Raw genomic sequence first — 26,318 nt, forward strand, 5'->3', positions numbered from 1 at the left:
TTGAAGGATCCAGAATGACTTCCTACGACTCCCCCATCGCCGACGAACTCGTCGGCACTCCGGATCGCGCGCGCCGCAGGCTGCTGCTCGGTGGCATGGCTTCGGGCGCCCTGGCGATGATGCCTGGCGCCACGGCTATCGCCGCGTCTGCCCGGGCAGCCCTCGACGCGACTCAGGACAATATTCGTCCGTTTCGGGCGAATTTCCCCCAAGCCGCGCTCAACGATCTGAAGCGACGCTTGGCCGCCACGCGATGGCCCGACGCCGGGCCGGTCGCCGATCGGTCACAGGGCGTCCAGTTGGACAAGATGCAGTCGCTGACGCGCTATTGGGCCACCAGCTACGACTGGCGCAAGGCCGAGTCGCGGCTGAACGGCTACCCGCAGTTCGTCACAAGAATCGATGGCGTGGACGTTCATTTCGTCCACGTACGTTCTCGGCATGCCAATGCCTTGCCGCTCGTGATGACGCACGGGTGGCCCGGATCGATTTTTGAACTGTTGGGCACTATCGGCCCGCTTACCGACCCTACCGCCCACGGAGGTACGGCTGAGGATGCCTTTCATCTGGTGTTGCCATCGATCCCCGGCTTCGGTTTCTCGCAGAAACCGATGGACGGGGGGTGGAATCCGGAGCGGATTGCACATGCCTGGGATACGTTGATGAAACGTCTGGGCTATCACCGCTATGTATCCCAAGGCGGGGACTGGGGCGCCATCATCTCCGATGCCATCGGAAGACTTGCGCCTGAAGGGTTGCTGGGTATCCACGTCAACCGGATCGAACGCGGCACCACATTGCCGGGCCCCATAGCCATGGCATTGAAGACCGGGGGCCCCGCCCCAGCGAATCTTACTGCCGAAGAAACGCTGGTCCTCGACGAGGCCAGGGATTTCCTGAACAAGGGGTTCGGCTACGCGGCCATCATGCAAACGCGACCTCAGACGGTTGGATACGGTCAGGCAGACTCGCCTGTGGCACTGGCGGCATGGATTTACGACAAGCAGGCGGACTGGGTTTTCACACGGGGAGACCCTGAACGGGCACTGGGACGAGACGCCCTGTTGGACAACATCACGTTCTACTGGCTAACGAATACCGGGGCGTCAAGTGGACGAATTTATTGGGAAACGAGTGTTGCAGGCGCCAAGAGCGCGCCCGTCACAGTGCCAGTGGCAGTTACAATTTTCCCCGGCGAAGTCTATCGACCGCCGAAACATTGGCTGGAACAGACCTATCCAAAGCTCGTCTACTACAACCGCGTCGATAAGGGTGGTCATTTCGCGGCCTGGGAGGAGCCTGAGCTGTTCAGCAAGGAGTTGCGGTCAGCATTCAGTTACATGCGCAAGGACAGTTAGCACCTCCATTGTGGACCAGTTGCCATGTCGACATCGCAGGTGCAAGCATCACTTGGCAGCGTCCGAGCCCCGTAGTTGCCGTGTCACCGGCTGAGACTGGGCTGCGCCATCGGGCGCAGCCTTTTCTTGCACTATACGTACGGACACGGAAGGCGGCTAACGCCTCCTGATGCATCGGATCGTTCTGCAAGTGCTAATGGACGTTAGCTGCACATTCTCACCCACACGTCCATGTGGCGGGCTGCTTGCGTAGGTCCGCGATTGCAGCCCATTGCGAAGATCGTCAGCAAAACTTGCGCAAGAACTGAACCCGGCAGTTGCCGTACAGACAGAAAACCGGAATCCCTGTTCTCGCGACACGTGCTCCTACCAAAATGCAAATACTCGCTCAACTGCCGGCGAGAACTTCAGCCTGGTATCGATCTTGCGCGCCCATTATTGCGACCAGCCGCGCTTCGCCGATCGTGGAGCGCTACACAGATTGAAGAGTCTGAATTTCGATCAACGTGAGCAGGCAAGGTTGTCGGCCACGGCAGGCTACATCAACAACAGTGGCCCATTGGCGCTTTCCATCGGCAGCGGATCGGCTTTGGGCCAATCCGGTGCCAGGTGCCTCGCAACTCGCTGCGATGGCCGGCATCAAGCACGTCTTCAAAAAACGGCATCTGCCCGCAAGTGCAGCTTTCTGATATCAATGACCGCGTCGGCGTGTTGTCCAGCAGTCGGCCCAAGATCATTGTAGTAAAAGTGTCGGAAATGGGTGATAAATCTTTCGATTCTCCAGCATGAAAGTCCGTTGATTGACGCGGGGCTGCCCTTCGAATGGCCACCTTAGCACGATGGACAATGGCTGCAGTTGGCCGGTCTCGGCCCTAGGGCTACCGGCGGCGGGGCTCGCCGGCGCCAGAGGCGACTGCCGACCCATCTCGGCCTTTCGTTGCAACGTTCCGCAAGGCTGATGTCCACTGGAAATACGACGCTCGTCAAAATCGGACCGACGGACCTGTGCAAAGTAAGCCTGACCCTGGCTTAACCAAAAGGGTCTCTCGGACCTTCGTCGTGTAGAAAATCCGTAGCACTGCGTTCTACAGTACGCTGCGACACGGGTATTTGAAACTCGTGTACCACCCCGTATTCGTCGAGGGCACAGAAGCCTTTTGCGAGGAACTCGCGCAGTACGGCGGCCGGCTCAATTCCCGGCATCGGGGTGTCCAGAGTCAGTATCGTATGGTCCTCGGTAACAGGCCCCCCGAGCCACAGGCGGACGTGCGAGGGCAATCAATAAGTTGTTTGCCGGTACGCAGGAACAGCGCGCGGGTGCCGTGGCGGAACAGGACAATGTGCATGGCGCGTGCAAACGGTCCAAGCTGCAAAAGTGGGCAGACATCTAGACAAACGCTCATGGCAGGGCACGAGCGGACAAGTCAGAAAGGGGCCCCGACTGCTTGGCCACATTTCCTTGTAGCACGGCCCCCGGTTCATCGCATTCGGGATGTACCTAAGGGCAGCCCCGTCCGGATTGGACCGATTCCGCACGTCCCTAGAGTGGCGTTCGGACCTGATTTCAAACGGGTGTCCGGTTTTAGAGTTAAGTGCGGCTTGACGTGCCGCACATTTTCTCGCAACCCCGACGCCCCGGCGTCGGGGATTTTTTTCACGTCATACGGGTGGTCCGTCCGAGTTCGGCCCCCCGAATGTCCTTACCACACCGTGCATGTCCAGCGCGCAATAGCCTTGGCGCAGCAGATCCTCGCGCAGGTGCATGGCGTTGATGCCGGGCATGGGCGTGTCGGGGGTCAGTTCGGTAGGGACCGCGGAAGTGGGAAAGCCCAGCCAGTCGCGCACGCATGCCGGGCAAGACGCCAGAGAGGTGCCACGCGGCAGCAACAACGCGCGGTTATCGTTGCGGTACAGGGTGATGGCCAGCCCGGGAAAGCGCGGTCGGCCGGCCTGGGCCTGAAACGTGGCGACAAGCCGGAGAAATGCCGCAAGGTGGCCGCGCTGGGCGGCCAACAGGGTTCGTTGCTGTCGCAGGACGGCGCGGGCACCAGCGGTGTCATGCCCGTTTGCCTGAAACGTGCGGATCAAGGCCAACTGGCTGCGAATGCGGCACCTCGAAGCCTCGATGTGTTCGGCTGCCCGGGACGCCTGCGTCTCGCAACGGTCGACGAGGGCACGCGTGTCACGCGGTGGCGGGACAGGGCTCACGGATGCCCGGGGCGGGCCCGCAGCGTGCGGATGAAACGCTTCGGTAGGGGTACGAACAGACATCTGCGGGGGCGGGAGTCGGCTAGGAGACTTCTACTGTAGAACACGCGGTGGCGCCGTGCCATGACAGGACAATGACCAGTGTCCGCGGAGCCCCAGAAGCGAACCGCAGGTGGGCACCGAGGCGGCGTGCCGGACACATGGCTCTGTGCGTAGGCACCTGGCGCGCTACCCGGCGGCCCCAGCGACCGAGGCGGTCAAGGCTGTCAAACGCTTGCTCGATGGCGTGTAGATGGTCGCGGCCGCAGCTTGAATGGTGCAGTTCCCCAACCAACTGCAGCGAGACGCGGTCGTCCCAACAGTGTGTGCGTTCCAACCGTAAAATCGAGATCTGGAGGCGTATCAGTTGCCTGCATCGGATCACATATCGTTGTGCCGTCGCCAGGTGTTCGAGTTCTCGTTTTCGACTTAACATGGCGAGGCAGCCGTTTGACGGGGAATGTCCTCAGTCTAGTATGCGCACCGCGGCTGCGTGCCGTCACGTGTTAAGCCCTCAAGCGACACTCCCGGCATGCGCCGAATGGAAATATTGCGCCACCCCACTCAGCTTGAGCGGGTGGGTTTCTGGCCGGTCCGTCCTTTCATCATGCGTCGCTGTGGACGCGGAGTTGTCGCCTGAGTTGCGTGAGCGTGGACGCCGCCTGGCGTAGGCAGCGGAGGGTCGCCATGGCAAGCGCCACGTCGCCGCCATCGCGCGCGTTCGCGATGGCCGTCTCAAGGCGGTACACCACAAAGTCTGCGTCCTCAAGCATTGTCTCTCCTGCCGGTTGCCGACTTGGGTCTCGTCTGCGTTATAGCGTGCCCCGCGGGAACTCGCCATGTCCGACAAAGAGCGAGTGCGGAATCGCCCCGCTGCCATCAGGGCCGCGTCCCTGTTTTGCCGATCGGTAGTACCGGACCGCCGCCGGCGACGCGCCTTCGAGGGGCGTCCGCCCCGCCTCACGCTCTATGTGCGTGGGGGTCACGACCTTGGGCCAAGGCATAGAGCAGGGGACCCAGTTCGGGCAGCGAGACGGGTAATCCGGACTGACGTGATTCAGGGCATGCATTGGCATGTCGGGCGCCTCGGCCTGTCCGGGATGCTGGACGATGCTGATGCCGCCAGCCCGCTTGATGGCCCGCAGCCCCGCCGCGCCATCGCCATCACACCCAGTCAGCACCACGCCGACGACGCGCGGCCCAAAAACGCTCGCGGCTGAGGCAAAGAGAGGGTTACCGGCCGGACGCACGAAGTTCACGCGGGGCCCGTCATCCAACGCCAGCGTGCCGCCGCTTGAAACGACCAGGTGGCACTTCTGCGGCGCGAGGTAGAGATGCCCGCGCTTCATGACCTCGTCGGCCACGGCTCTGACGATCGGGCAAACATCGCACGAAGGGTCGTCTCGGAACTAACTCCGGAAGAGCAAAATGCCAATGGTCTGGAAGGTCGTTCTCATCTATTCTCACGCTTTTTGAGAATTCTCATAACACGTGAGAACGTTCGATGCAGCGGCACCGCCCATTCGGCTAGCGTCGCAACGCGACACGCATGAGACAAGGTCTCACCGTCCACGGGATTAAGAAACGACTGCACGTGCAGTGACTTCAATGAAGGAGAATGAATTGGCCTCCCAGCGAAAGGTTGAGCCGGTTATCGAGAGCGAGCCGACAGACGGGCTTGGTAAGATGGACCTTCCCATACCTGAGGCGATGCGCGACGCGGATTGTCTGCGGTATTTGAACCTAACCCCCGCCTCTGTAGGGGCGACAAGATCACCTTCGGTGGTCAAAATGACCAGTCGCGCATTGACCCCGCGATTTTTCCGTCCCGCCACGCAGTAGATGCGTGGCTTTTTTTTGCCTCGCCGAGCAAATAGCGAGTAGTCTTTAGTCTTACCCTTTCTCCAGCTGGGACGAAAACCACTATGAAACCCAGTAGGAGCCAGGCCCAAGCGCGCCTGCAGCGCCCCGCCATCGTCGATACGCGGCGGCGAATCCGCGAGCAGATTCAGCTTATCCGAGCGATACGCCTCGACGCCGGCGATAGTGCTCTGGCCGAAAGGGTGCTGCGCTCAATGCTGCGTAGCTTGGCGGCCCTTCGCTGGAACGAAGACCTCTTGGCGGCGCGGAACGAGACGCCAGACATCCCTGCGCCGCCGGGTCGGACGAAACCGAAAAATCTCCAGCATTGATCTTCCCTATCCCGCTGGGGAGACCGATCATTCCGCTTCTGGCTCCTTGTACCGGAGGTACAACAGCGCCAAATATCCAGAGCGCAGATTTTGTAGAACACGTACGGCCAACATGACATCACCGCCATCCGCGCGGGCCGCCCGGACGATACCGATCTGCGCACGAACTCGCTTTCGGGCAGCATCAATTCGCACCTCAAGTAACGAAGCATTGCGGGTCACGTAGAACGATTGCAAATCGGACGACTTCAATTCGGTCTCAAAAAAAGAGGCCGCGTCAGTCGCGGCCGAACGAAGCTCGGTGAAACATTACCGAACACGATCTACTGTACTACGGCGCTGTAATCGCAAACCTGTCGAAATCCAAGCCGTTCCGTACAGCGGCGGTCAACGCCATGTCGGACGTCCGCTGACAGATCCCCATGAGTGCGAGCGAGCAAACTGTCCACAGACCACAACGCATAGGAGACAGTCATGGCAAACAAGGACATTCACATCGTGCCGGCCGGCAACGAATGGCCGGTCGAGGTCGCGGGCGGTGGCGAACGCACCATGTTCTTCACTCAGGAAGAAGCGATTGCTGCCGGCACCGAACGAGCGAAGCGCGACAAGGTCGAACTGCTGATCCACGGACGCGATGGACAGATCCGTGAGCGGAATTCCTTCGGTCATGACCCGTGCGACATCAAGGGCTAAATCCCATGCCGCGCGGCACGCCCGCGCCGACGCTGGATCAGCTCTCTCCCATGCTGCTGGTCGAGCGCAAGGCTATACCGCGCGAGGGCGACTGGCTCTACGAGATCAAGTACGACGGATACCGCGTCTTGGCCAGTACCGGGTCCGCCGCCCGACTGAAGAGCCGCGGCGGGTGACGCTACGAGCTGGTTTCCCGAGGTTGCGGCCGCAGTCGCCGACATGCCGGGCGGCACAATCCTGGACGGCGAAGCCTGTTCTGTCGGGTGTCGTTTGTGAGTTCAACTCGCTCTCTGTTATTCTGAGTCGCTCCCAGCGAAAGGTGGCAGAAAGAATTTTGGATGGCTGCTTCGGGTCGAGGCCGTGTGGAAACGCCGCTGGAACTGCATAGCACCTCCTTGTAGGTGTCCATATTCGTTCAAACGGCGATATCAGACGATGGGGCTGGGGAGCGTGACGGATCGCGCAATTTTGGCGAGCGGCTTGGAGAGCCGCATTTGGGGCGGATTTTCTCCTCCAAAAGGGAGCTTACGCCCCCACCAGGCTCATTGCCTTCATCGTTTTCGCATATCCAAGAATGCGGAGCACGCGCTTCAAGTTGTAGGCCAGTACGAGCAGGCTCATCTCAGTACCGACATTGGGAAGCCTTCGTGTTAGGAAGTGCGTATAGCCCATCCAATGCTTGAAGGTACCGAAGACATGCTCGACAGTGCGCCTTCGGATCTTCATCGCGTCAGGGGTTCTGTCGAGCCGGTGCTGCACGGCCTCGAGCACAGCTTCATGCTCCCACCGCGAGATACGTCGGTAAGGGCTTGGCGTGCATTGCGCCTTCATCGCACATTGAGGACAAGCACTACTCCAGTAGCGGCGTATCTGCAGGCCATGCTCTTCTCTTGTGAAGCGGTAGATTGCCCGTTCTCCGGCAGGACACTGATACTCGTCGTCGCGGGCGATGTAGATGAAGTCAGATCTATCGAATCGACCTTCAGCCTTCGCGCCGGATGTGGTTGGCTTGGGCAAGATGGCCGCGATGCCAGCATCAGCACACGCTTTGATTTGTTGTGCACTGAAGTAGCCGCGATCTGCGACAACCTTAAGCCGAGGCTTTTCCATGGCGTCGCGAGCGGCACGGGCCATCGAGCTGAGCTGTGCGCGGTCATTGCCGATATTGGTGACTTCATGAGCAACGATCAGGTGGTGCTTCGCATCCACGGCCATTTGCACGTTGTAGCCGACGATTCCCGAACCCTTACCACTGGTTGCCATCGAACGCGCGTCGGCATCCGTCATCGATATCTGGCCATCAGGCACCACCTTGAGCTCGTCTTTTATCTGGTCAAGCCGGTGCATCTGCTCCCGAAGCTGTGCGATCTTCTCCTGTAGTCGATCGGTCTTTAGCTGCATATCCTCCGACTGGGTGCGATCAGCAGTTTCCAGCGCACTGAGATACCGTTGGACGCTTTCCTCGATCTGCTGTTGGCGCTTATCGACCTTGCCGGCTGTGAAGTTTCGGTCCCGGGTATTGACCGCCTTGAACTTGCTACGGTCAATCGCGATCAGTGCCTGTGAGAACAACTTGAGATCGCGGCACAGAACAATGAAACGACGGCAGACGTTTCGGATGCCTGTACCGTTATCCCTGCGGAAGTCTGCAATGGTCTTGAAGTCCGGCGCCAGTCGACCGGTCAGCCACATCAGCTCTATATTGCGTTGGCATTCGCGCTCCAGTCGACGACTGGATTGGACACGGTTGAGGTAGCCGTAGATGTATATCTTCAACAGAACCGCTGGATGGTACGAGGGGCGACCCCGTGGTCGAAGGAATCGCCCCTTCGAAGCCGAGCGATTCTAGTTCTAGTTCCTCAACAAAAGCGTCGATGATCCTGGCTGGATTGTCCTCGGCGATGAAGTCATCGAGGCATTCTGGAAGCAGTGTGGCTTGCTTCCTATCTTCTCCCTCTATGAATCGCTTCATCCGATCCCCCAATCTGAATGCGTTGACTCAGTCTAGGTGATCGAGACGTTTTCACACAGCCTCGATCACTCGCAGTCATCGCAGGTAGCGCGGCAGGTTACGACGGGCCAAGGGGAGGGCCGATACAGCGGAAATTTGGTTCGACTCGGCGAATTGCGTCCGATTAGGCAACTGAGCGGCCGGTGAGGAGCATGCCCGATAGCGAGGTTGCCGTGCAGGAGACTGGCCCCCCGCGGACTCTGCTGTGTCTGCGCCTGGGCTATGCGGAACTACGTCGCTTCGGCATGAGAAGCTCAGATAGTACCAAGTAGAAGGTCAACGGCAAGATGTCCTCGCTGCAGGCAAGCTGTATGGGCCTCCGCGGAGGACGGGTATGGAGATGATTGACAGTAAGGTCCACATAAATACGGACTCTCTGCATTCGCTGGCTCGCCGACTGCCACGCGGTATCCCCAACTGTGGTGGCCGGGTAGCTCATCGTCGACATCAATCTGAAACACCGCCATATGCAGTATCAGTCCCCGATACTGCTCTACTTTTCGTATGTTGAGCGTGTCCATGACTAAAGACCCCCGATAGCAAATGTCCTTGCGAGGCACGCACACCGTCACATTTGCGGCAGCGTCGATCGCCCCCCTTTCATGACATCGTGCGCGCTGCAACTCAATGTTGATGCCCGACGCTGTCCTACGCCCCGCAAGCCCGTGGGAGCGAGGAATGGCTGATGAACGCAATAGTGCCGACTGCAGAAACTGGATGTCGAGCGGCAGCAAATGGCCGAGATCGGAAGCCCAACGGCAACCTGTCCGCGCCGCGGCGCCAAACTTCCGTAGCCGACCCATTTGAGCCATACGATTGGTGCGGTGGGAATGACTGAACAGGGGCGCACTGCAGTCACAGCCAATTGCGTTGAACCGCGTACTACGGAAGCGTGGAGAGCTCTTTCAAAAAACGGTGTCCGGTCGCTTTGGAGTACCACCACGGACACCGTGCAAAAAAAATCAAGCTGCTAAAGGGTTCTGGCGCCGTCGAACTGGTATAGCGCGGCCGGATTGGACACGAGTAACCGATCTCTTGCGTCAGAAGCCGGAAACCATCGCAGCAAGAGATTCGTGAGGGCCGTGTCATCGGGCTTGTCTGATTCGGTTGCATGAGGCCAATCGGTTCCCCACACGAGCCTCGACGAAAACTGCTGCGCAATCGAGATGACGAACTCGTCGAGTCGGTGCAAGTCATGGCTTCCGGCTGGTACTGCCATATAGGCGCCCGAGAGTTTCAGCCATCCGTGTCCACTTGCGAGCAGTTCATGAACAGCTCGCTCCATCAGAGGCGTCAACGCTTCGTCGCTGCATACCCGTGCGAAGTGGTCGACGACTACGTCGATGCCGAGGGCCAGAAGCGAGTCCACGTTGTTGAGAAAAGCTTCCGGCAGCATATGAACCTGCAGATGCCAACCCATTCGTCGAAGCCGTGACGCCAACGGGCGAGCCATTGCAATCTCGGTAGCCCCCCGTTGGACTAGGTTCAATCGAGCTCCCACAACCCCAGCTTCAGCCAACCGGTCCAGTTCTGCGTCTGGGGTATCTGGTGTCACAACGGCGACGCCACGTGCTGATTCGCCGAAATACCGCAGAGCTGCCAGCATGGCTCGATGATCCATGCCATATGAGGAGGGTTGGACGACGACGTTGCGCGTTGTGCCAAGTCGCCGCTGCAAATACCGATATTGCTGTGGTGTGGCCGCCCCATGCGTCAGCACTGCGTTCGCAGCAAATGGCAGGCCGGGGTCAAAGACGTGCATGTGGCAGTCGCATGCGTCGGCCGGTAGTGCAAACGATGGGGCATCGCTGGCTGCTGAATGGGCTACGGTCACAAGACTGCCATTGCTGCCTGTCTTCATGGAATGATTAGTGTTTGGCAGCGGCCGCGGAGTTCCAGAACCGATAAGTGCGTTCCAGTTCCGCCTTGGCTTCTGGAATCGATGATGACTCCACGATATCCAGAGACATGTCGCCGACCTGCTTTCTAACGTCAGGGTCGGCCAGGGTCTTCCGCAATGCTGCGTTGAATTTGTCCGCGATGGGCGGCGGCAAATTCTTCGGTGCGAAGAACGCGTTGAAGCTGTTGAGGTTCAAGCCCTTGACGTCGGCCTCCGCGAAGGTTGGAACTTCCGGCAGCAGTGGGGAGCGCTTGTCGCCCGTGACCGCCAGCAACCGCACCTTCCTGGCGCGCGACATGGTGACTGCCTCGGGAGAACCTGTTACGCCTGAGGCAAGCTGTCCACCAATTAGCTGCGGCATCATCTGCGCCGACCCATTGAAAGGGATGGCTTCCATGCCGACACCGGCCTTTCCGCCTATGCTGGCACCAATCAGGTCTGGCATACCGCCCATCAGCGGGACGCCGTAGTTGCGTTTGCTGGCATCTTTCTTCGTAAGGTCCATAAACTGTTGGAGGGTGGTCGCGGGACTCGAGATGGGCACGGAAAGCACCCATTGGAATCGCGCGACGGTACCTATGGGGGCGAAGTCGCGCAGTGCGTCGTACCCGGCTGACGGGGTCATGAGCGGTACGATGACAACCGAGTGGTCGAGAGCAAGCAAGTAGACTGAGCCATCGGCCGGCGCGTTCTTGACGTAAGCGGTGCCGATCTGACCGCTTGCACCAGGTCGGTTTTCCACGACGACGGTATGACCGAGTTCCTTGGCGAGCCCTGGCGCCAAGAGGCGAGCGAGTGCATCGGTCGCGCCACCTGCGGCAAACGGCACGACAATACGGATGGGACCGTTGTATTCGGCAGCGGACGCTGCAGTCGATACGGTGACGCTCATGGCGAGCGCCACCAGCATGCGCATGAGAATGTGCATGAGATGTCTCCGATTGTTTGGGAAGGCGCTTCTGCGAGCGCTCAAACGAATAAGGAAGATGTGCCCGTCAGCCGGGCGCAGCGTGCATTTACTGCAGGCCGAAGCGATGCAGTGTTTCACTCAGGTTCAAAAGCTCGACCATCGTCTTGCCTTCCTTCAAGGCAACACGCATGCCCTCTTCCTTGTGCTCGCGCTCGACGCTCTTGTCGATGACGCTGTCGACTTCAATCGGGGACACAACCACCAGGCCGTCACGGTCCCCGACAATGATGTCGCCCGGATTGATTTGCACGCCACCGAAGTGGACTGGCACATTTACCTTGCCCGGCTGGTTCTTGCCGGTGCCCTTGATCGAAAGCCCGCGGCAGAACACGGGGAAGCCCATCTCGATAATGGCGTTGCCATCGCGAACCGACCCATTGACGACCAGGCCGGCAAGGCCCAGTTCGAGGGCGGCCAGGGTCAGGACGTCGCCCCAGGGGCCGGCTTCCAGGAAGCCTTTTGCGTCCACGACCAGTACGTCGCCCGGTTTTGCCTTGGTCAGCGCATAGTGAATCATTAGGTTGTCGCTCGGGCGAATGTCCACCGTGACGGCTGGGCCCGCCATGCGCAGCGTCGGGTCCAGCGGCTTAAGCCCTGAGTCCAAGGCGCCTTTTTGGCCTTGGGCTTCATGGACTGTTGCGGTGCCGAGGGCTTTCAGACGCTCGAGTTGCTGTTTGTTGGCGGACATGTCGTCTCCTGTGTCGATGTGAATCAAATCCTTGTTTGATGTGCGGATAGTACAAAATAAAAACAAGAGGCGGCAAGACGAATCTACAGCGATACGGGTATACGTGGAAAAAAGAGGGGTTGAAGTAGAGGTCGCGTACAACAAAAGTACATTTGTGGGGTAAACTGCCTCCAGTGCCACTTATCGAAGTGTTGCGCCCGGTGTTTGGTACGATTGCAGCGTGAGCCGTGCTCATTGCGGTCCGGCAGGAGGCGCGGCCACGCCGACGCACTGAAACAATCAAAGAACAGCGATGAAAAAGGGCAGCGAGCAGACCTACGAAGTGCTGAAGAAGCGAATCGTGGCGGGCCACTACACGGCCGGTACTCAGTTGAAGGAAGAGCACATCGCTGAGGATATGGGCGTCAGTCGCACCCCTGTTCGGGCCGCGCTCAAGCGTCTCATCGACGATGGGCTGGCTGTTCAGGAGACTGGCCGGGGGGTGTTTGTGGCTGGATGGACGAGGTGGGACATCGAGGACATGTTCCGCCTGCGTATTCGGCTCGAGCCGTTCGCGGCGCGGCTTGCGGCCGAGCGCGCCGATGGCGAGATCATCGCGCAACTCAAGCAATGCAACGAGGAAATGGCTCGCGCCATTGCGAATTCCGGCGGCTCCGATGACGGTATCGTGGAAATACAGGCGGCGAACAGTCGTTTCCACCGTTTGATGCTCGACGCGGCTGGGTCGCAGCGCCTGAAGACCATCCTGGAAACGATGATTGATATGCCGATCATCACCCGATCGTTCTTTCTGTACGAGCAAGACGACCTGCTTCGCAGCCTTCAGCACCATCGGGACATCGCCATGGCCGTCGAGTTGCACGATGGCGACCTGGCCGAACAACTCATGTCGGTCCACCTGCTCGTTTCGAACCAGCGATTCATGAGCCGCCGCCTGGACAGTTTTGAATCAAGAACTGGCCCCATACAAAAATAGAACAACACGTGGCGATAATGACACTTTCATTAGCCATGAAGCCCGGATTCACCCGCGTTTACCCGCGACTTCGCGAATTCATATTGTTCCGACTGTTTTTATTTTGTACTCTTCGGCTTCATTAGCCAGGAGACAGTCTTGAACATCGCAATCATTGGCCTGGGCGAAGTGGGCCGCTGCTACGTGACCGCACTCGCAACCATCCCGGGCACGACCTTTCAATTTTGCGACTCCCATCTTTCGCAAGCCGGGCGCGACATGGCCAGCAAGTTCGAGCTGACCGTTCACAACGAAGTCGGCCCGTGGCTGGCTGATGCAGACTGGGTCCTTTCCTGCGTTTTCGGCGCTGTATCGCTCGATGTTGCAGGTCAGTGCTTTGACCACATGAAGCTGGGCGCACGATACGCCGACCTGACCACGGCCAGCCCGGCAGACAAGCGCGTGGCAGCCGTGCGCGCCAAAGCCAAGGGCCTTGGATATGCCGACGTTGCGGTGATGGGAGCCATCTCACTGGCGTTGTCGCGCACACCGCTATTGTGTGCGGGCAACGGCGCGAGCGAATTCGCTGAACTCATTCAGCGTGCCGGGGGTAACGCTCGCGTTGTCGAAGGTGGTGCTGCAGGGGACGCAATTTCCCTGAAGGTGTTGCGCAGTGTTTTTACCAAGGGCATGGAAGCGCTGTCGGTGGAATTGCTGATGGCCGCGGAAAAACAGGGGGTTCGCGACAAGCTATATGGCGTCCTGAAGGACATCGACGAGAGTCCGCTCGAGGACTTCATCAACATGCTCGTGCGAACGCACGCGATTCATGCCAAGCGACGCACGCATGAAGTTGCAGAGGCGCAAAGGGAGTTGCAGGGGGCGGGGCTGACGTCTCTCGTGCTGCCCGGCGTGGAAGCGCGCTTCGCCAACACCGCTGCAGCAATCGACACACATCCAGTTGGTGAGAACCCCTCGCTGGAAGACGCCCTTCAGTGGCTGCTCAAGCAGGCCGCTTAACAGAAAAAATGCAAAAGCATCCGGAGACAGCAATGCAGAAACTTCTTCTCGCCGCGTCGGCAGCCGTCATTTCGTTTGCCGTCATCGCACCGTCCGCCAATGCAGCGGACAAATACCCGAGCAAACCTGTGCGCATGCTAGTCGGATTCCCTCCAGGGGGTTCGGCCGACATCAATGCGCGCATCGTGGCGCAGGGACTGGCGTCTCAATTGTCGACGTCTATCGTGCCGGACAACAAGCCTGGCGCTGGTGGCAATATTGCGGCGACGGAAGCCAAGCGTTCGGCGCCTGACGGCTACACGATTTTCTACAGTACCTCGGCCATCGTACTGGCACCATCGCTGTATCAAAACGTGCAGTTTGATGCGTTCAATGATTTCGTCCCTATCAGCCTGACGGCGAACATCCCACTCGTCCTGGTGGCAACCCCAAAACTCCCGGTGAACAACGTAAAGGACCTGGTCTCCTATGCGAAGGCGAACCCTGGCAAGCTGAACTATGCTTCGTCGGGCTCTGGAGCCCTGCTGCATCTCGGAGGTGCCCTGTTTGCGAAAGAGATGGACATACAGGTCACGCACGTGGCCTACAAGGGGAGCGCACCGGCCATAACGGATCTGATCTCCGGCTCAACGCAGTTCATGTTCCTGCCGCTCAATGAGGCGACGCCCCACATCAAGGCGGGAAAGCTGAAGGCTCTTGCTCTCACGAGCGACAAGCGCTCGCCGATCCTTGCTGACGTCCCCACCATCAAAGAAGCTACTGGTCTCGATTCTCTGGTGATGGGTGCCTGGCAGGGAATTCTGGTGCCGAAGGGGACCCCGGACGCCATTGTCGCCCGTCTACGCGACGCCACTGAACGCACCCTGCAAGACAAGGCGGTTCGCACGAAGCTGCAAGACCAGGGTTCGGAGATTCTTGGCGGAACACCTCAGCAGTACACGCAGTACATGCAGAGTGAATCGATTCGCTGGGCACGCGTCATCAAGGAATCGGGCGCGAAGGTCGAGTAGACCTGGCCTGGTCCACGGGATTACATGACTCGCGTTATCGTTCGATCGAAGGCCGAGGCGATTAAAGCGCTCCGCGGCCATCGAGGCATTGATCTCGAGTTGGACTATGCCAGCGCGTGGCGGGATACGGCCGAACTGAGCCGCCTTGGACTGGAATGCAACGTTCGCGTGTTAACGCGTGGCGTCGACAACATTCTTGTCGTCTCGTCGTCCGCCCTAGAATCAGGTCTCAGCCGTGCAAAATCGACTTACCGCCAACGCAACCTCTATTGCAGTTTCGAATGGAGCTTGGTTTCCGATGAGCAGTTGACGCGAATCCTGCGTCGCGCGGTAACGCTCGGCGACCGCCTGCTTGGTATCGATCAATTGACCGGCATGCCGAATGAAACGTGGGTCTAGGGGCGAGCCCTCTGACGGCTGCCGACGACAACGACAACGCTGTCGGTGCGCAGTGGGCAGATTCCTCTACCAAAACGGTCATCGGAATGCTTGGGCGATGCGGCCGTTCCTGGCCGGCAAGCGCCCGCCTGCCGGCCAGAAGTATGGTCAGACTTCAGTTTGCTCAGCAATCTCCAAGGCGTCATCTACCTCAATTCCCAGATACCGGACGGTACTCTCGAGCTTTGTATGCCCGAGGAGCAGTTGGACAGCTCTCAGGTTTCTGGTCCGTCTATAGATTAGCGAGACCTTGGTTCGCCGGATTGAATGCGTCCCATAAGCGGAAGTGTCAAGGCCGATTGACGCTATCCAGCGATGGACCAACCTGGCATATTGTCGGGTCGATAGATGGGGCGACGAGCGCAAACGACTGGGGAACAAGAAGTCGCCGCAGCTCAATCCCCGTGCGCGTATCCAGGCCTGGAGGCATTCCCGAGTCTGTCCAGTAATCTCAAATTGCACGGGTCGATGCGTCTTCTGTTGCATGACCGTCGCACGCATGCCAACTTGGCTTCCTACGCTGACATCTTGTACGCGGAGACGAATCAAATCGCAAGCGCGCAGCTTGCTGTCGATGGCGAGGTTGAACATCGCCAAATCTCTCGTGCTAGCGGCGAGCTGAAGGCGCGTACGGATTGCCCAAATCTCGGACAGCTTCAGAGGAGGCTTCTGCCCCGTCAGTCTTCCCTTGTTCCACGGGGCACGGCGGCTTACAGATGGTTGGGAGGTAGTCATGACTCACTCCTGGAGTGGATGGGAGCCCATTCTGCGCCTGTGCCGGAACCTCTCAAGTGGCGGGCGCTAGTCCCACTCTGCTTCCGAAACCAACTCCGCTGACACGACGCCTTCGACGCTCATCTGGTAGAGCTTCCGATAGCACAGTGGACATGGCGCCCAGTCCAAGGCCTGATTGCCTCCAATCTCAAAGTGCAGTTCGCGGATCCGGACGGTGACGCCGCATTTGCAGACGAGAATTTGGGTATGGTCATCCATCGCGTATCTCCATGGCAGAAAAGGGGATTACAGCATGTGACGGCCGGAGATCTCCATGGATCAGCGAGTTGCCAATCTTTCTCAGGATGCGCGCGAGGGCACAGCAGGCTCCGAAGAGCGCAAGCATAGGACCAACATTTTCGTGCGGGGGCAGTTTCGGATCTTGCCGATTCACTGATTGCCGAGATTCAATCGCCGAGCTTCTGTCCGGGACGGAGGTGGGTCTTGATGAGTGGGCGGTGACCGCCTATTCCCGCCAGCCAGCAACTGCGCTCCCAGAGGCAGCACACCGCCGCAAAGCGGTCGTTCGAAAGCAAGCGAACCGTGGCTTATGCAGCGGCGGCTGCCGTGCGCCTCTGTCCGTGCAGAAGAAATAGCGTGAGGATTGAGGCGAATCCAAGAGCCGACGACACCCAGAGCGCCCTAGCGCCCAAGGAATCGAGCAGCATGCCGAAGAGCCACGGCGCCATTGCTTGGGCGACGCGGGCCGGCACCATTAACAAGCCCTGACGGTGGCCATACCCGCCCGGCCCGAAAATAACCAGCGGCAGCGTGCCCTTGGCAATCGTGAGAATGCCGTTGCCCGCCCCGTGTAGGACGCCAAACAGGGCCGCCGCGGGCGCTCCGGCCACACCGAACGCCAATGCGCCAATGGGATGCAGCGCCGCCGCGATCCGCGCCGACAGCAAGGGGTGGACCTTGCGCAGCAGGCCGAACTCCAGGATCCGGGCACCGACTTGCGCCGGTCCGATCAGCGCACCCACCATCACGGCCATGGCCAACGACGCCCCACCCGCCTGCAGCAGCCGCGGAAGGTGTACGGCCATCGCTGTGCTGATAAACCAGGTCGCCGCGAAAACGAAGGTCAGCGCATAGGAAGCCGTCCGCTGCGAACGCTCGTCACCCGGGTGCGGCCTATCCTACGCGTTGATGGCACGGCTTCGCTGGGCGCATTCGCTCCGGCTGCCATCCGCGGCATGCTCAGGTTCAGGGCCAGCCCAAGCGTGAGATGTAGCGCCGCCCAGGCCAGGCAGGCGCCTCGCCAACCGATGTGCGCCTCAATGTAAGCAGAGAGCGGCCAGCCGACCGTACTGGCAAAGCCGGCGATCAGCGTGATGCCGGTGATCGCGCCGCGCGAATGGTGGCCGTACAGCGCGACCAGCGTGGCGAACGCCGCTTCGTAGAGCCCTGCGCCCATGCCGATACCCAGGATCACCCAGGCGGCGAAGAGGCCCACGGCCCCTTGGGCCACTCCGAGCCCGGCGAGTCCGACTGCGAATACCAGGCTCGTGGCCACGAGCACCGACCGGCCGCCCGTCCGATCGATCATCCTCCCGGAGACGGGTCCCAGCAATTCGGACACCACCAGGGCGATTCTGAAGGCAGTAAAGATCGTCGGCGCGGAGACACCAAGATCCTTTGCCATGGGCGTTGCCAGCATGGCCGACAGGTAGTAGGTCGAACCCCAGGCCAGCGTCTGGGCAATTCCCAGCCTGGCGATCACGCTACTGCTTGGCTCCATGGCCGTCCCGTTCCTGGTTATTCCACTTCGTTGCTGTCGGTGTCGCCGGTCTGGGCCTCGTTCTCGTGCTGCATGGCCGCCGCTGCCAGCGCCGTCGCGTTGGGGGGCGCGGCTTCCTTGCGCTCGCTGTAGCGGTCCGTCAGGTAGTCGCTGCGGTCACGTACCAGCAGTGTGAACTTGACGAGCTCTTCCATGACGTCGACCACGCGGTCGTAGTAGGACGACGGCTTCATGCGGCCGTTGCCGTCGAACTCCTGGTACGCCTTGGCCACCGACGACTGGTTCGGAATCGTGATCATGCGCATCCATCGGCCCAGCACGCGCAGCGTGTTGACGGCGTTGAACGACTGCGAGCCGCCGCACACCTGCATGACGGCCAGCGTGCGGCCCTGGGTCGGGCGAATGCCGCCAATCTCCAGCGGGAGCCAGTCGATCTGGTTCTTGAAGACGGCCGTCACCGTGCCATGGCGCTCGGGGCTACACCAGACTTGGCCTTCCGACCACTCGGAGAGCTTGCGCAGTTCGACCACCTTGGGGTGATCAGCGGGCACGCTGTCCGCCATCGGCAGGTCGCGCGGGTCGAACACGCGGGTCTCCGCCCCGAAGTGCTGGAGAATCCGTTCGGCTTCCAGCACCAGCAGCCGGCTATAGGAAGTCTCGCGCAGCGAACCGTAGAGCAGCAGGATGCGCGGCGGGTGGGTGCTGACGCGTGGCGGTTCCAGCTTATAGAGCTCAGGCGTATCGAGCACCGCAGGGACGATATTGGGAAGATCCGCGGTCATTGGATTCTCCGCCCTTGCGCGTCGATGACGGCTTCGCCGTCTTCCTTTGTGAAGGCGCCTTGCTGCGGCGCCAGCAGGATGTCCAGCACCAGCTCGGAGGGCCTGCACAACCGTACGCCCAACGCGGTGACGACGAAGGGACGGTTGATCAGGATCGGATGGGCCAGCATCGCGTCCAGCAACTGGTCATCAGTCAGCGAGGGATCGGCGAGAGCAAGCTCGGCATAAGGCGTGCCCTTCTCGCGGATCGCTTCGCGCACGGTGAGCCCGGCGTCGCGGATCATTGCCTGCAAGGTCTGCCGGTCGGGCGGCGTGCTCAGGTACTCGATGACGGTCGGCTTGATGCCCGCGTTGCGGATCATGGCGAGCGTGTTGCGCGATGTGCCGCAGGCGGGGTTGTGATAGATGGTGACGGTCATGGGGTATCTCAGTGCGATTCGTACCAGTGCTGCGAACGGTTGACCACGCCGACGACGAACAGCATCACGGGGACCTCGATCAGCACGCCGACGACGGTGGCGAGCGCCGCGCCCGACTGGAAACCGAACAGGCTGATGGCGGTGGCCACGGCCAGCTCGAAGAAGTTGCTTGCGCCGATCAGCGCCGATGGGCCCGCCACGCAGTGGGCGACGCCGAGCTTGCGATTGAGCAGGTAGGCCAGGCCGGAGTTCAGCGGGACCTGAATCAGGATCGGCACGGCCAGCAGCAGGATGATGAGCGGCTGCTCGACGATGGCATTGCCCTGGAAGCCGAACAGCAGCACCAGTGTCGCCAGCAGCGCGGTGATCGAGTAGGGCCCCAGCGCACCGACCACTCGCTTGTAGGTGGCTTCGCCGCGTGCCAGCAACGCCCTGCGGATACCCTGCGCGATCAGCACCGGCACCACAATGTAGAGCGCGACCGACGTGATCAGCGTGTCCCACGGCACGGTGATCGACGACAGACCCAACAGCAGCGCGACGACGGGCGCGAAGGCCACGACCATGATCGCGTCGTTGAGCGCCACCTGCGACAGCGTGAAGTACGGATCGCCCTTGCAGAGCTGGGACCAGACAAACACCATCGCCGTGCAGGGTGCCGCCGCCAGCAGGATCAGGCCGGCGATATAGCTGTCGAGTTGATCCACTGGCAGCCAGCCCGCGAACAGGTGACGGATGAAGATCCACCCCAGCAGCGCCATGGAGAACGGTTTAACCAGCCAGTTGACGAAGAGCGTGACGCCGATGCCGCGCCAGTGTCCCGCGACCTGGCCCATGGCACCGAAATCGATCTTGATCAGCATCGGGATGATCATGATCCAGATCAGGATGCCGACCGGCAGGTTCACTTGTGCGACCTCCATGGCGCCAATGGCCTGGAAGACCGGCGGCAGCCATTGGCCGAGCAGGATGCCGGCCACGATGCAGAGGGCCACCCAGACGGTCAGATAGCGCTCGAAGAAGCCGATGGCGCTGGGTTGCGCGACCCCCGCGGCCCGTTGCGCCGTGCTCATTGCCCGGCCTCCACAGGCTGCTCGCCGATCGCGCGCATCTCCTTCTGGATGGCGTTATGGTCCAGCACGTGCAGCGGCAGGTTCACGAACTGGCTGACGCGATTGAGGATCTGACGGAAGACCTGGTCGAACACCTTGCGCTTCTCGTCGTCCGAGCCCTGGATGGCGGCGGGGTCCATGAAGCCCCAATGTGCGGTGATGGGCGTGCCAGGCCAGATCGGGCACACCTCGCCTGCGGCCTGGTCGCAGACGGTGATGACGAAATCCATCCCGGGGGCATCGGGCAGGGCGAACTCGTCCCAGCTCTTGCTGCGCAGGCCGGACGTGTCGTAGCCGATCGACTGGCAGCGCTCGATGGCAAAGGGATTGACCGTGCCAGAGGGATGGCTGCCGGCGCTGTAGGCGTGAAAGCGCCCCTTGCCGAGCACATTGAACAGCGCTTCGGCCATGACGCTGCGGGCGGAATTGCCGGTGCACAGCACCAGCACGTTGAAAGTCTTGTCGGACATGGTGGTTGTTGGGCGATTGAGCGACGTTGGGGCGAGCGGGTGCCTCCTCGCGCGAGGTCCCGATGCGGGAGGCGGGTTAGGGAGTGCTCAGCAGCAGCCGGATTCCGGCGTGCAGCAGGCGGTTTTGGCGGTTGGCTTCGGCGTGGCGCTCAATTGGACCGGCACGCAGCACGCGGCGGCCTCGGCGCTCCGCTCCCGTGACTCACCATAGGTCGGCGCGCCACCAAGCGTGTGGAACGATTCCCAGGCGATCCCCGTTGGGTCCACCGACCAATGCTTGTTCGAAGTTGCGTAGCAGCAGTTCGTCTCGGACTGGGAATGCAGGGGCAGGTCGGCGCTGGCGAGGCGCGTCTGCATCTCGGCCAGCTCCGCGTCGGTCTCTACCTGGATGCCGAGATGGTCGACGCCGAGCTTCTCCGTGCGATTGGAGATCGCGAAGTTCACGCGCGGGTCGTCGAGCGCCCACTTGGCGTAGTCGTCCCGGACGACGATGGGTTCGGCAGCGAACAGGGCCGAGTAGTAGCGGATGCTGGCCGGCAGATTGGCCACGCTGACATGGACGTGGAAGCGCTTCATGGTTCAGGACCCCGTGGCGACGGAACAGGAGGACACCGGCGAACACGGATGGCCGCCACAGCAGTTCTCCGTGAGATAGCCAAGCAGGGCATTCATGGTCTCGAAGCGCGCCATGTAGATGATCGAGCGGCCCTCCTGGCGGCTGGCCAGCAGACCGGCGCGGTGTAATTCCTTGAGGTGGAATGACAGCGAGGAGGCCGGCATCTCCATCAGTTCGGCAATGCGGCCAGCCGGCAGGCCTTCGGGGCCGGCCTGCACGAGCAGGCGGAACACAGCCAGACGGACGGCGTGGGCGAGCGCGGCAAGCGCTTCCAGGGCGTTATCGGTTTCCATGATTCGACTATAGTCGAATCATAAAAGCGTTGCAAGCGTACTGTTGTGACGGTCGGCCTCAGCAGGTGGCTCAGCCGGGTCAATATACGGCGTCTAGTTAGCGAGGTACGTGAGACAGCGAGCAACGTGTCCTGAGTAAAGAACAAGGGCCGCTTGGGAATTCGGTATGAGGCAGTGGTGGAGATCGAGCATTGGCTCGATGATGGCGAAACGCTATCGCAGGTCGCGGTCGCCGACCTGCCTTTCGAAGTGCTGCCCTACCTGGCCCCGAGCCGTTATTGCGAATCTGACCGCATGATGGAATTTGCGATGCGCGAGTTTGGCAGCATGCGGCAGGGCTACCCGCGCGTGTATGCGATACGGGAGTGGGTGCGCAACCATGTGCGCTTTCTTTCACGGTCGACCAACGAGGGGACGTCGGCGATCGATACGCTCATGGAGCGTACGGGGGTGTGCCGGGATTTCGCTCATTTGATGATCGCCATCTGTCGCGCGCTGAGCATCCAGGCCCGTATTTCCAGCAGCCTGGACTATGGCGCGGATCCGGCGATGGGGCCACCCGATTTCCATGCGGTGCTCGAGGTGTATCTCTCGAACGGCTGGTATTTGCTTGATCCGTCGGGATGTCCATTCCGACCGGACTGCTGCGCATCGGCACCGGCCGGGATGCCGCCGATGTTCCCTTTGCCGCGATATTCGGCAAGGTCGGGTCGGAGCGGCCCTACATCGAAATCGAGGCTCTGACCGATTCTGCCGCCGGCATTGGCATGCCGCTCGCCACAACACGCGCCATCTCGACCTGGTGATCCGCGCTCAGTTGCTGGCCGCCTTCCATGATCTGGGTTTTCCATTGCCGCGTTCCATTCTTCGGTTCCATGGCTTCATCGACGAACGCCGCTGGGATGCGTTCCAGCGGGATCTGCCATGGCTCAGGCGTAGTCTCTCTGACAGAGCGTGGGGCCTCCAGATCAGCGCCAAGAAGCCTGCAGCAGGCCCAGCAGCAGGTCGATGGCGAGACGGCCTCGCTGAACACCTGCGTGTTCGGCGCAACCATGCGACTCATAGGGGGTGCCTGAATGAAGCGGCCCCCAAACGCGCGTGCCGTGCTGCACCTCATCGACGCATACCTCATAGCCCCAGCCAGTACTGAACTTCAGGGGATCGGAGTCCTCAAGAAATACCTTTACGGACAGTACTAGCCCGCGATAGCTATGCGCGGTCGTGTCTGCTGGATCGGCCAAGAGCTACGCCCCGGTGAAGTTGATCAATGCGGCGGTTAGCCCGTGTCGCAAGAGTTTGCGAGAGACTGTCATGCTGAACGGGAACATCGTCGAGGGATGTAGGCCGTTGTCCTACGTCGTCTAGGGTGCGTCCAGGCCCAAAAATAAATGCTGGCCGTCGCGGACAATCAGCGTAGAGTGGGAGACTTCTCCTTGGGAGCATGGCATGGACACTTATCCGGCAGCAAACAGCAAAGGCTTCGACATTTACCCGCTAGTCTACAAATACGATCCGCCGCGTGAATGGCATGAACGAAGGCCGGACCGTAGCTACAGCGCCTCCGTAGTGATCTGTCGGGAGGGTATCGCGCCGACAGCCGACAGTGGGCGAGTCTTTCAAGTACCGGATGCACAGTGGGCCGATTTGGGTGTGGCCAAGCGCGCAGCGGTCCAGCACGGGACGGACATCATCGAAGGATTGGTCAGCGGCGAATCGCTGGCGGGTATCTGACACGGGGATGCCGCCTGCCATGCGTACCTTACTCTGGGTCCTAGGCTCCTCGCTTGTCTAGCGCCTCTGAGCCTATATAAGCGCCGATATCGGCGAACGTAATTGCCACACCGGCGATCGCGGCTGTCTCTGAGAGGTACGGAAATGTCTTGCGCAGAAAGCTTCGGCCCTTGTCGTCGCGTGTGACGGCTTCGCGCGATTCGCCGGTGCGGACCACATGCTGGATGTCGTTATAGAAGTCAGGGTCGCGGAATATCGGCACGAGGTCAGCGATTTTCCTCCCGGTGTCGGCCGGCCTCAGTGGAAATACGTCCCGCATCGTCGGGGTGAACCACTGAAGTCTCAGTTCCAGATCAAGAAAAAGAGCCATGACCTGGCCGGAAAGCAACACGCGGCTTTGCATCGCGAGCCGCTCGATGTTCCTCGTCAGGTCGCGATTGACATCGTTGAGATCCTCGTTGCTCTGTTTGAGCTGTTCGTTGGACGCCTTGAGTTCCTCGTTGAGGGCCTGCAATTCCTCGCGCGACGCTTCCAGCTCCTCGCGGGACGTGCGCGCTTCGTCTTTCCAGTTGACGCTGGCGCCCGCAGCGAGATCGTCGTGTAAAAGGTCGGAGTCGCCCGCACCAAGTGCGTCAGCACAGTCTTGCTCCTGTATGAACGACACCAGAATACGGTCCCATGCACCTCCACCCAAGGTTTGGAGCGGGGTAAGTCGCATGCTTAGCTGAGTGTCCTTTGCAACGCCGGCTTTCAGGTTTGTCATGGTCAGAGGTTCGTGCGCTTCCAGCACTTGGCGGATGCCGTATTGAAGTTGTGACACCCATTCCCGTGGGACGAGATCCGTGAGATTGAGGGAGGGCTCCCCGGCGGGCAGTGTCAAGATACCCTTCGTGCTACCGTATGTCCTTAGCACGTCGCCCCTGTGGTCGATCAGTGCCGACGGAACGTCGAATTGCTCATGGGCTACGCGAAGCGCAGCCGCTGTCCGCGCTGTGCTACTCGGAGCAGTCGATACGGGGTGGCGTCGGACACCTGGCATTGGGCCGACTTTGCGATAGATATTCCATTTTGCAGAGACCGCTTCGAAGCCTTGGGCGTTAGCAGGCAGGGCTTCACTCCTGCCCAGAAATAGGACGCCGCCAGTGCGCAACGCACCGTGAAGACGGAACAAGACTTCCTCGACTGTCTCTCGCTCCAGATAGATGAACAGGTTACGGCAGGTGACCAGGTCGAGTTCCGCAAACGGTGGGTCCGAGAGTAGATCCTGCGGCACGAACACCAATTTTTCACGCAGGAACCGTTTCACGCGGAAGAACGCGTCGACCTGGTAAAGGTACCGGCTCTGGCGCGCGGGCGATAGCCCCGTCAGAGCCTCACTTCGGAACACGCCACGACTCGCCTTCGCGACGAGCTCCGGCGCAGCGTCTGTAGCAAAGATCTGGAAGTCCGGAGGGGTGGCCAATTCGTGCGCGATTTCGTCGAGGAGCATCGCTATGGAGTACGCCTCCTCGCCCGTCGCGCATGCCGGCGTCCATACCCTTACCGTGCGAGCGGTTCCGGCCGCGGCGACCAGCGGTCTGAGCACTTCGTTGCCCAGGGTCTCCCAGGCATCGCTGTCACGGAAGAATTCGGTAACATGGATGGGGATGCCGCGCACCAGTGCCTCCAGTTCGACGGGATCATCCTCGAGAAGCAGGGCATAGTCGTCGAACGACCAGACCTTTCGCATATCCATACGTTGTTGGACGCGCCAAAGCAGCGGCGAAGGCTTGTATCCGCTCAAGTTGAATCCCGCCCGCTGTCCCACCAGTTCGATTATCCGGCCCAGCGTCTGCGACATGCCACCTGTCCAGTCCGCGGAGCCCGTAGGACGTACATAAGCTGGGTCGGCGCAGGCCACCAGTTGTCGACCCATCGCGCCGACAGGCAGGATATGGTCATGGATGCCGCGCTGGATGACGGCTTGAGGCATCGAGTCATGCAAGGCCGTGAGGGGGTCCTGTACGATGACGATGCCGCCAGCCTGACGAATGCGGACCGCACCTGCGGTTCCGTCCATGCCGGTACCTGACAGGATGACCGCTATGGAGCGCGGTTCCTCACGCAGCGCCAGACTTTCAAGGAATGCGTCAATCGTGTCGATGCCGGGCCGTCGACCGCCGCCTTGCGCCTGGCTTGTATGAAACCGGCCATTTTCAAGCGTCAGGATATGATCAGGCGCTGGGACGTACACCGTATTCGTTTCGGGTCGCATGCCGTCTGCAGCGACCTGGACCGGCAGACGGGTCCATCTCGCCAGCAGATCTGGCAAACCACTGGGGCGGTCGCTGGGCAAATGCTGCAGCACGACGAGCGCAAACGGCAGCTTGGCAGGAAGTCCCTCAAAAAGCTTCTGCAGGGCGGTGATGCCGCCGGCCGACGCGCCGACGGCAACGACAGGAACGTCGACCGGGCTTCTAGCTAACGACTTATCCATTGTCATCTCCCACATAGCGGAGCATCAGCCGACTTCCGGTGGCACTTCTAGCGTAGCAACGCGCAATCCACGCGCAAGGGCGACACCTCGTTTGGCTACCCAAGTCCCCTCCCTGTCCGAAATGTGCTTTATTCGCACGTCCCTGGCGCAGCCGGATGCTGCTAAAAGGTCGGTTTGACGGCGGAACATGTACGAGATGTTGAACGGAAAAGAAACACGCGACGACGTCCTTCGGGCTCATATTGCCCAGGCGCGCCGGCTTGCATGGGCCCAGGCACCTCGAGTGCGCGTCGTACGCGACGACGGCGGGGACGTTGCCTTAGCGATGGCAGTCCTTGGCGCATTGCGAAGGCGTCACGCCGATCTTCTGTGGGTGCAGCGTCGGCGAGCGATAATACGGGCCTTTCTTGCATCGCCAC

At 60.6% G+C, this 26,318-nt stretch carries 26 protein-coding genes and 2 pseudogenes; 9 read left to right on the top strand and 19 right to left on the bottom strand.

What is annotated here, in order from left to right; genetic code table 11:
* Positions 1-14 precede the first annotated feature (14 nt).
* Positions 15-1,358, top strand: a complete 1,344-nt coding sequence (locus tag D9X30_RS16125; protein ID WP_153949762.1) for an epoxide hydrolase family protein — start codon at positions 15-17, stop codon at positions 1,356-1,358.
* Positions 1,359-3,017: 1,659 nt separating this feature from the next.
* Here the strand turns inward: D9X30_RS16125 and D9X30_RS16130 are convergent.
* From D9X30_RS16130 to D9X30_RS16145, 4 genes are all read right to left on the bottom strand, one after another.
* Positions 3,018-3,446, bottom strand: coding sequence for a hypothetical protein (locus tag D9X30_RS16130; RefSeq protein WP_153949761.1), 429 nt, complete (start codon positions 3,444-3,446; stop codon positions 3,018-3,020).
* Between the two features lie 764 nt (positions 3,447-4,210).
* On the bottom strand, positions 4,211-4,378 hold the full coding sequence (locus D9X30_RS16135; RefSeq protein WP_153949760.1) for a hypothetical protein: 168 nt from the start codon (positions 4,376-4,378) through the stop codon (positions 4,211-4,213).
* Positions 4,379-4,417: 39 nt separating this feature from the next.
* Positions 4,418-4,981, bottom strand: coding sequence for a chemotaxis protein CheB (locus D9X30_RS16140; protein ID WP_283780793.1), 564 nt, complete (start codon positions 4,979-4,981; stop codon positions 4,418-4,420).
* 843 nt (positions 4,982-5,824) lie between these two features.
* Positions 5,825-6,049: a hypothetical protein gene (locus D9X30_RS16145; protein ID WP_153949758.1), complete on the bottom strand. Its 225-nt coding sequence runs from the start codon at positions 6,047-6,049 to the stop codon at positions 5,825-5,827.
* A 222-nt stretch (positions 6,050-6,271) separates the two neighbouring features.
* Here D9X30_RS16145 and D9X30_RS16150 point away from each other — a divergent pair, with 222 nt between their 5' ends.
* Positions 6,272-6,493: a DUF2188 domain-containing protein gene (locus D9X30_RS16150; RefSeq protein WP_153949757.1), complete on the top strand. Its 222-nt coding sequence runs from the start codon at positions 6,272-6,274 to the stop codon at positions 6,491-6,493.
* 5 nt (positions 6,494-6,498) lie between these two features.
* Positions 6,499-6,669, top strand: a complete 171-nt coding sequence (locus tag D9X30_RS16155) for a DNA ligase-like domain-containing protein (RefSeq protein WP_153949756.1) — start codon at positions 6,499-6,501, stop codon at positions 6,667-6,669.
* A 349-nt stretch (positions 6,670-7,018) separates the two neighbouring features.
* On the opposite strand, the pseudogene D9X30_RS16160 reads toward D9X30_RS16155, so the two are convergent.
* The 4 genes and pseudogenes from D9X30_RS16160 to D9X30_RS16175 all read right to left on the bottom strand — a co-directional run bounded on the left by D9X30_RS16160 (position 7,019) and on the right by D9X30_RS16175 (position 12,062).
* Positions 7,019-8,465, bottom strand: a pseudogene (locus tag D9X30_RS16160) (IS1182 family transposase).
* A gap of 1,009 nt (positions 8,466-9,474) precedes the next feature.
* Positions 9,475-10,365 (bottom strand): amidohydrolase family protein, encoded by an 891-nt coding sequence (locus D9X30_RS16165; protein ID WP_153949755.1) that lies wholly within the window; start codon positions 10,363-10,365, stop codon positions 9,475-9,477.
* Between the two features lie 7 nt (positions 10,366-10,372).
* A complete protein-coding gene (locus D9X30_RS16170) occupies positions 10,373-11,332 on the bottom strand; it encodes a Bug family tripartite tricarboxylate transporter substrate binding protein (protein ID WP_228771076.1) in 960 nt (319 codons plus the stop codon).
* An 88-nt stretch (positions 11,333-11,420) separates the two neighbouring features.
* Positions 11,421-12,062, bottom strand: a complete 642-nt coding sequence (locus D9X30_RS16175) for a 4-carboxy-4-hydroxy-2-oxoadipate aldolase/oxaloacetate decarboxylase (protein WP_153949754.1) — start codon at positions 12,060-12,062, stop codon at positions 11,421-11,423.
* A gap of 292 nt (positions 12,063-12,354) precedes the next feature.
* Between D9X30_RS16175 and D9X30_RS16180 the strand changes: the two genes are divergently transcribed.
* The 4 genes from D9X30_RS16180 to D9X30_RS16195 all read left to right on the top strand — a co-directional run bounded on the left by D9X30_RS16180 (position 12,355) and on the right by D9X30_RS16195 (position 15,446).
* Positions 12,355-13,038 (top strand): GntR family transcriptional regulator, encoded by a 684-nt coding sequence (locus D9X30_RS16180; RefSeq protein ID WP_153949753.1) that lies wholly within the window; start codon positions 12,355-12,357, stop codon positions 13,036-13,038.
* A gap of 138 nt (positions 13,039-13,176) precedes the next feature.
* On the top strand, positions 13,177-14,037 hold the full coding sequence (locus D9X30_RS16185) for an NAD(P)-dependent oxidoreductase (protein ID WP_153949752.1): 861 nt from the start codon (positions 13,177-13,179) through the stop codon (positions 14,035-14,037).
* Positions 14,038-14,069: 32 nt separating this feature from the next.
* The gene (locus D9X30_RS16190; protein WP_153949751.1) at positions 14,070-15,047 is read left to right on the top strand and encodes a Bug family tripartite tricarboxylate transporter substrate binding protein; all 978 of its coding nucleotides are present in this window, start codon (positions 14,070-14,072) and stop codon (positions 15,045-15,047) included.
* 24 nt (positions 15,048-15,071) lie between these two features.
* The gene (locus D9X30_RS16195; protein WP_153949750.1) at positions 15,072-15,446 is read left to right on the top strand and encodes a PHA-granule associated protein 4; all 375 of its coding nucleotides are present in this window, start codon (positions 15,072-15,074) and stop codon (positions 15,444-15,446) included.
* Between the two features lie 147 nt (positions 15,447-15,593).
* Here the strand turns inward: D9X30_RS16195 and D9X30_RS16200 are convergent, their stop codons facing one another.
* From D9X30_RS16200 to D9X30_RS16240, 9 genes and pseudogenes are all read right to left on the bottom strand, one after another.
* On the bottom strand, positions 15,594-16,220 hold the full coding sequence (locus D9X30_RS16200; RefSeq protein ID WP_029051497.1) for a tyrosine-type recombinase/integrase: 627 nt from the start codon (positions 16,218-16,220) through the stop codon (positions 15,594-15,596).
* Positions 16,221-16,286: 66 nt separating this feature from the next.
* Entirely contained in the window at positions 16,287-16,478 is a 192-nt protein-coding gene (locus D9X30_RS16205) for a hypothetical protein (protein ID WP_029051498.1), read from the bottom strand.
* A 329-nt stretch (positions 16,479-16,807) separates the two neighbouring features.
* Positions 16,808-18,000 (bottom strand): annotated as a pseudogene (locus D9X30_RS16210) (MFS transporter).
* A gap of 17 nt (positions 18,001-18,017) precedes the next feature.
* Entirely contained in the window at positions 18,018-18,782 is a 765-nt protein-coding gene (gene arsH, locus D9X30_RS16215; RefSeq protein ID WP_153949749.1) for an arsenical resistance protein ArsH, read from the bottom strand.
* Positions 18,779-19,201, bottom strand: coding sequence for an arsenate reductase (glutaredoxin) (gene arsC / locus D9X30_RS16220; RefSeq protein WP_153949748.1), 423 nt, complete (start codon positions 19,199-19,201; stop codon positions 18,779-18,781). Before arsC ends, arsH begins: the two co-directional genes overlap by 4 nt.
* Before the next feature lie 8 nt (positions 19,202-19,209).
* A complete protein-coding gene (arsB, locus tag D9X30_RS16225; RefSeq protein ID WP_153949747.1) occupies positions 19,210-20,274 on the bottom strand; it encodes an ACR3 family arsenite efflux transporter in 1,065 nt (354 codons plus the stop codon).
* Entirely contained in the window at positions 20,271-20,783 is a 513-nt protein-coding gene (locus tag D9X30_RS16230; protein WP_153949746.1) for an arsenate reductase ArsC, read from the bottom strand. The genes arsB and D9X30_RS16230 overlap by 4 nt, the downstream gene beginning before the upstream one ends.
* Positions 20,784-20,870: 87 nt before the next feature.
* The gene (locus D9X30_RS16235) at positions 20,871-21,359 is read right to left on the bottom strand and encodes an ArsI/CadI family heavy metal resistance metalloenzyme (RefSeq protein WP_153949745.1); all 489 of its coding nucleotides are present in this window, start codon (positions 21,357-21,359) and stop codon (positions 20,871-20,873) included.
* A 3-nt stretch (positions 21,360-21,362) separates the two neighbouring features.
* On the bottom strand, positions 21,363-21,692 hold the full coding sequence (locus D9X30_RS16240) for an ArsR/SmtB family transcription factor (protein ID WP_153949744.1): 330 nt from the start codon (positions 21,690-21,692) through the stop codon (positions 21,363-21,365).
* Between the two features lie 177 nt (positions 21,693-21,869).
* Between D9X30_RS16240 and D9X30_RS16245 the strand changes: the two genes are divergently transcribed.
* Positions 21,870-22,436: a transglutaminase-like domain-containing protein gene (locus D9X30_RS16245; RefSeq protein WP_249640983.1), complete on the top strand. Its 567-nt coding sequence runs from the start codon at positions 21,870-21,872 to the stop codon at positions 22,434-22,436.
* Here the strand turns inward: D9X30_RS16245 and D9X30_RS16250 are convergent.
* On the bottom strand, positions 22,414-22,746 hold the full coding sequence (locus tag D9X30_RS16250) for a hypothetical protein (RefSeq protein WP_194946592.1): 333 nt from the start codon (positions 22,744-22,746) through the stop codon (positions 22,414-22,416). The two genes, D9X30_RS16245 and D9X30_RS16250, sit on opposite strands and share 23 nt — an antisense overlap.
* Positions 22,747-23,138: 392 nt before the next feature.
* Here D9X30_RS16250 and D9X30_RS16255 point away from each other — a divergent pair, with 392 nt between their 5' ends.
* Positions 23,139-23,423, top strand: coding sequence for a hypothetical protein (locus D9X30_RS16255; RefSeq protein WP_066737583.1), 285 nt, complete (start codon positions 23,139-23,141; stop codon positions 23,421-23,423).
* A 40-nt stretch (positions 23,424-23,463) separates the two neighbouring features.
* Here the strand turns inward: D9X30_RS16255 and D9X30_RS16260 are convergent, their stop codons facing one another.
* Positions 23,464-25,899, bottom strand: coding sequence for a CheR family methyltransferase (locus tag D9X30_RS16260; protein WP_153949743.1), 2,436 nt, complete (start codon positions 25,897-25,899; stop codon positions 23,464-23,466).
* Positions 25,900-26,318 lie beyond the last annotated feature (419 nt).

Source organism: Cupriavidus sp. U2 (genome assembly GCF_009663685.2).
In the GTDB taxonomy this organism is placed as follows: Bacteria; Pseudomonadota; Gammaproteobacteria; order Burkholderiales; family Burkholderiaceae; genus Cupriavidus; species Cupriavidus necator_C.

Bases quoted from the DNA above. Each gene is read 5' to 3' on its own strand.
- D9X30_RS16125 (WP_153949762.1), top strand. From the start codon at position 15: ATGACTTCCTACGACTCCCCCATCGCCGACGAACTCGTCGGCACTCCG.
- D9X30_RS16135 (WP_153949760.1), bottom strand. From the start codon at position 4,378: ATGCTTGAGGACGCAGACTTTGTGGTGTACCGCCTTGAGACGGCCATC.
- D9X30_RS16150 (WP_153949757.1), top strand. From the start codon at position 6,272: ATGGCAAACAAGGACATTCACATCGTGCCGGCCGGCAACGAATGGCCG.
- D9X30_RS16155 (WP_153949756.1), top strand. From the start codon at position 6,499: ATGCCGCGCGGCACGCCCGCGCCGACGCTGGATCAGCTCTCTCCCATG.
- D9X30_RS16165 (WP_153949755.1), bottom strand. From the start codon at position 10,365: ATGAAGACAGGCAGCAATGGCAGTCTTGTGACCGTAGCCCATTCAGCA.
- D9X30_RS16170 (WP_228771076.1), bottom strand. From the start codon at position 11,332: ATGCACATTCTCATGCGCATGCTGGTGGCGCTCGCCATGAGCGTCACC.
- D9X30_RS16175 (WP_153949754.1), bottom strand. From the start codon at position 12,062: ATGTCCGCCAACAAACAGCAACTCGAGCGTCTGAAAGCCCTCGGCACC.
- D9X30_RS16180 (WP_153949753.1), top strand. From the start codon at position 12,355: ATGAAAAAGGGCAGCGAGCAGACCTACGAAGTGCTGAAGAAGCGAATC.
- D9X30_RS16190 (WP_153949751.1), top strand. From the start codon at position 14,070: ATGCAGAAACTTCTTCTCGCCGCGTCGGCAGCCGTCATTTCGTTTGCC.
- D9X30_RS16195 (WP_153949750.1), top strand. From the start codon at position 15,072: ATGACTCGCGTTATCGTTCGATCGAAGGCCGAGGCGATTAAAGCGCTC.
- D9X30_RS16200 (WP_029051497.1), bottom strand. From the start codon at position 16,220: ATGACTACCTCCCAACCATCTGTAAGCCGCCGTGCCCCGTGGAACAAG.
- D9X30_RS16205 (WP_029051498.1), bottom strand. From the start codon at position 16,478: ATGGATGACCATACCCAAATTCTCGTCTGCAAATGCGGCGTCACCGTC.
- arsH (WP_153949749.1), bottom strand. From the start codon at position 18,782: ATGACCGCGGATCTTCCCAATATCGTCCCTGCGGTGCTCGATACGCCT.
- arsC (WP_153949748.1), bottom strand. From the start codon at position 19,201: ATGACCGTCACCATCTATCACAACCCCGCCTGCGGCACATCGCGCAAC.
- arsB (WP_153949747.1), bottom strand. From the start codon at position 20,274: ATGAGCACGGCGCAACGGGCCGCGGGGGTCGCGCAACCCAGCGCCATC.
- D9X30_RS16230 (WP_153949746.1), bottom strand. From the start codon at position 20,783: ATGTCCGACAAGACTTTCAACGTGCTGGTGCTGTGCACCGGCAATTCC.
- D9X30_RS16235 (WP_153949745.1), bottom strand. From the start codon at position 21,359: ATGAAGCGCTTCCACGTCCATGTCAGCGTGGCCAATCTGCCGGCCAGC.
- D9X30_RS16240 (WP_153949744.1), bottom strand. From the start codon at position 21,692: ATGGAAACCGATAACGCCCTGGAAGCGCTTGCCGCGCTCGCCCACGCC.
- D9X30_RS16250 (WP_194946592.1), bottom strand. From the start codon at position 22,746: ATGGTTGCGCCGAACACGCAGGTGTTCAGCGAGGCCGTCTCGCCATCG.
- D9X30_RS16255 (WP_066737583.1), top strand. From the start codon at position 23,139: ATGGACACTTATCCGGCAGCAAACAGCAAAGGCTTCGACATTTACCCG.
- D9X30_RS16260 (WP_153949743.1), bottom strand. From the start codon at position 25,899: ATGGATAAGTCGTTAGCTAGAAGCCCGGTCGACGTTCCTGTCGTTGCC.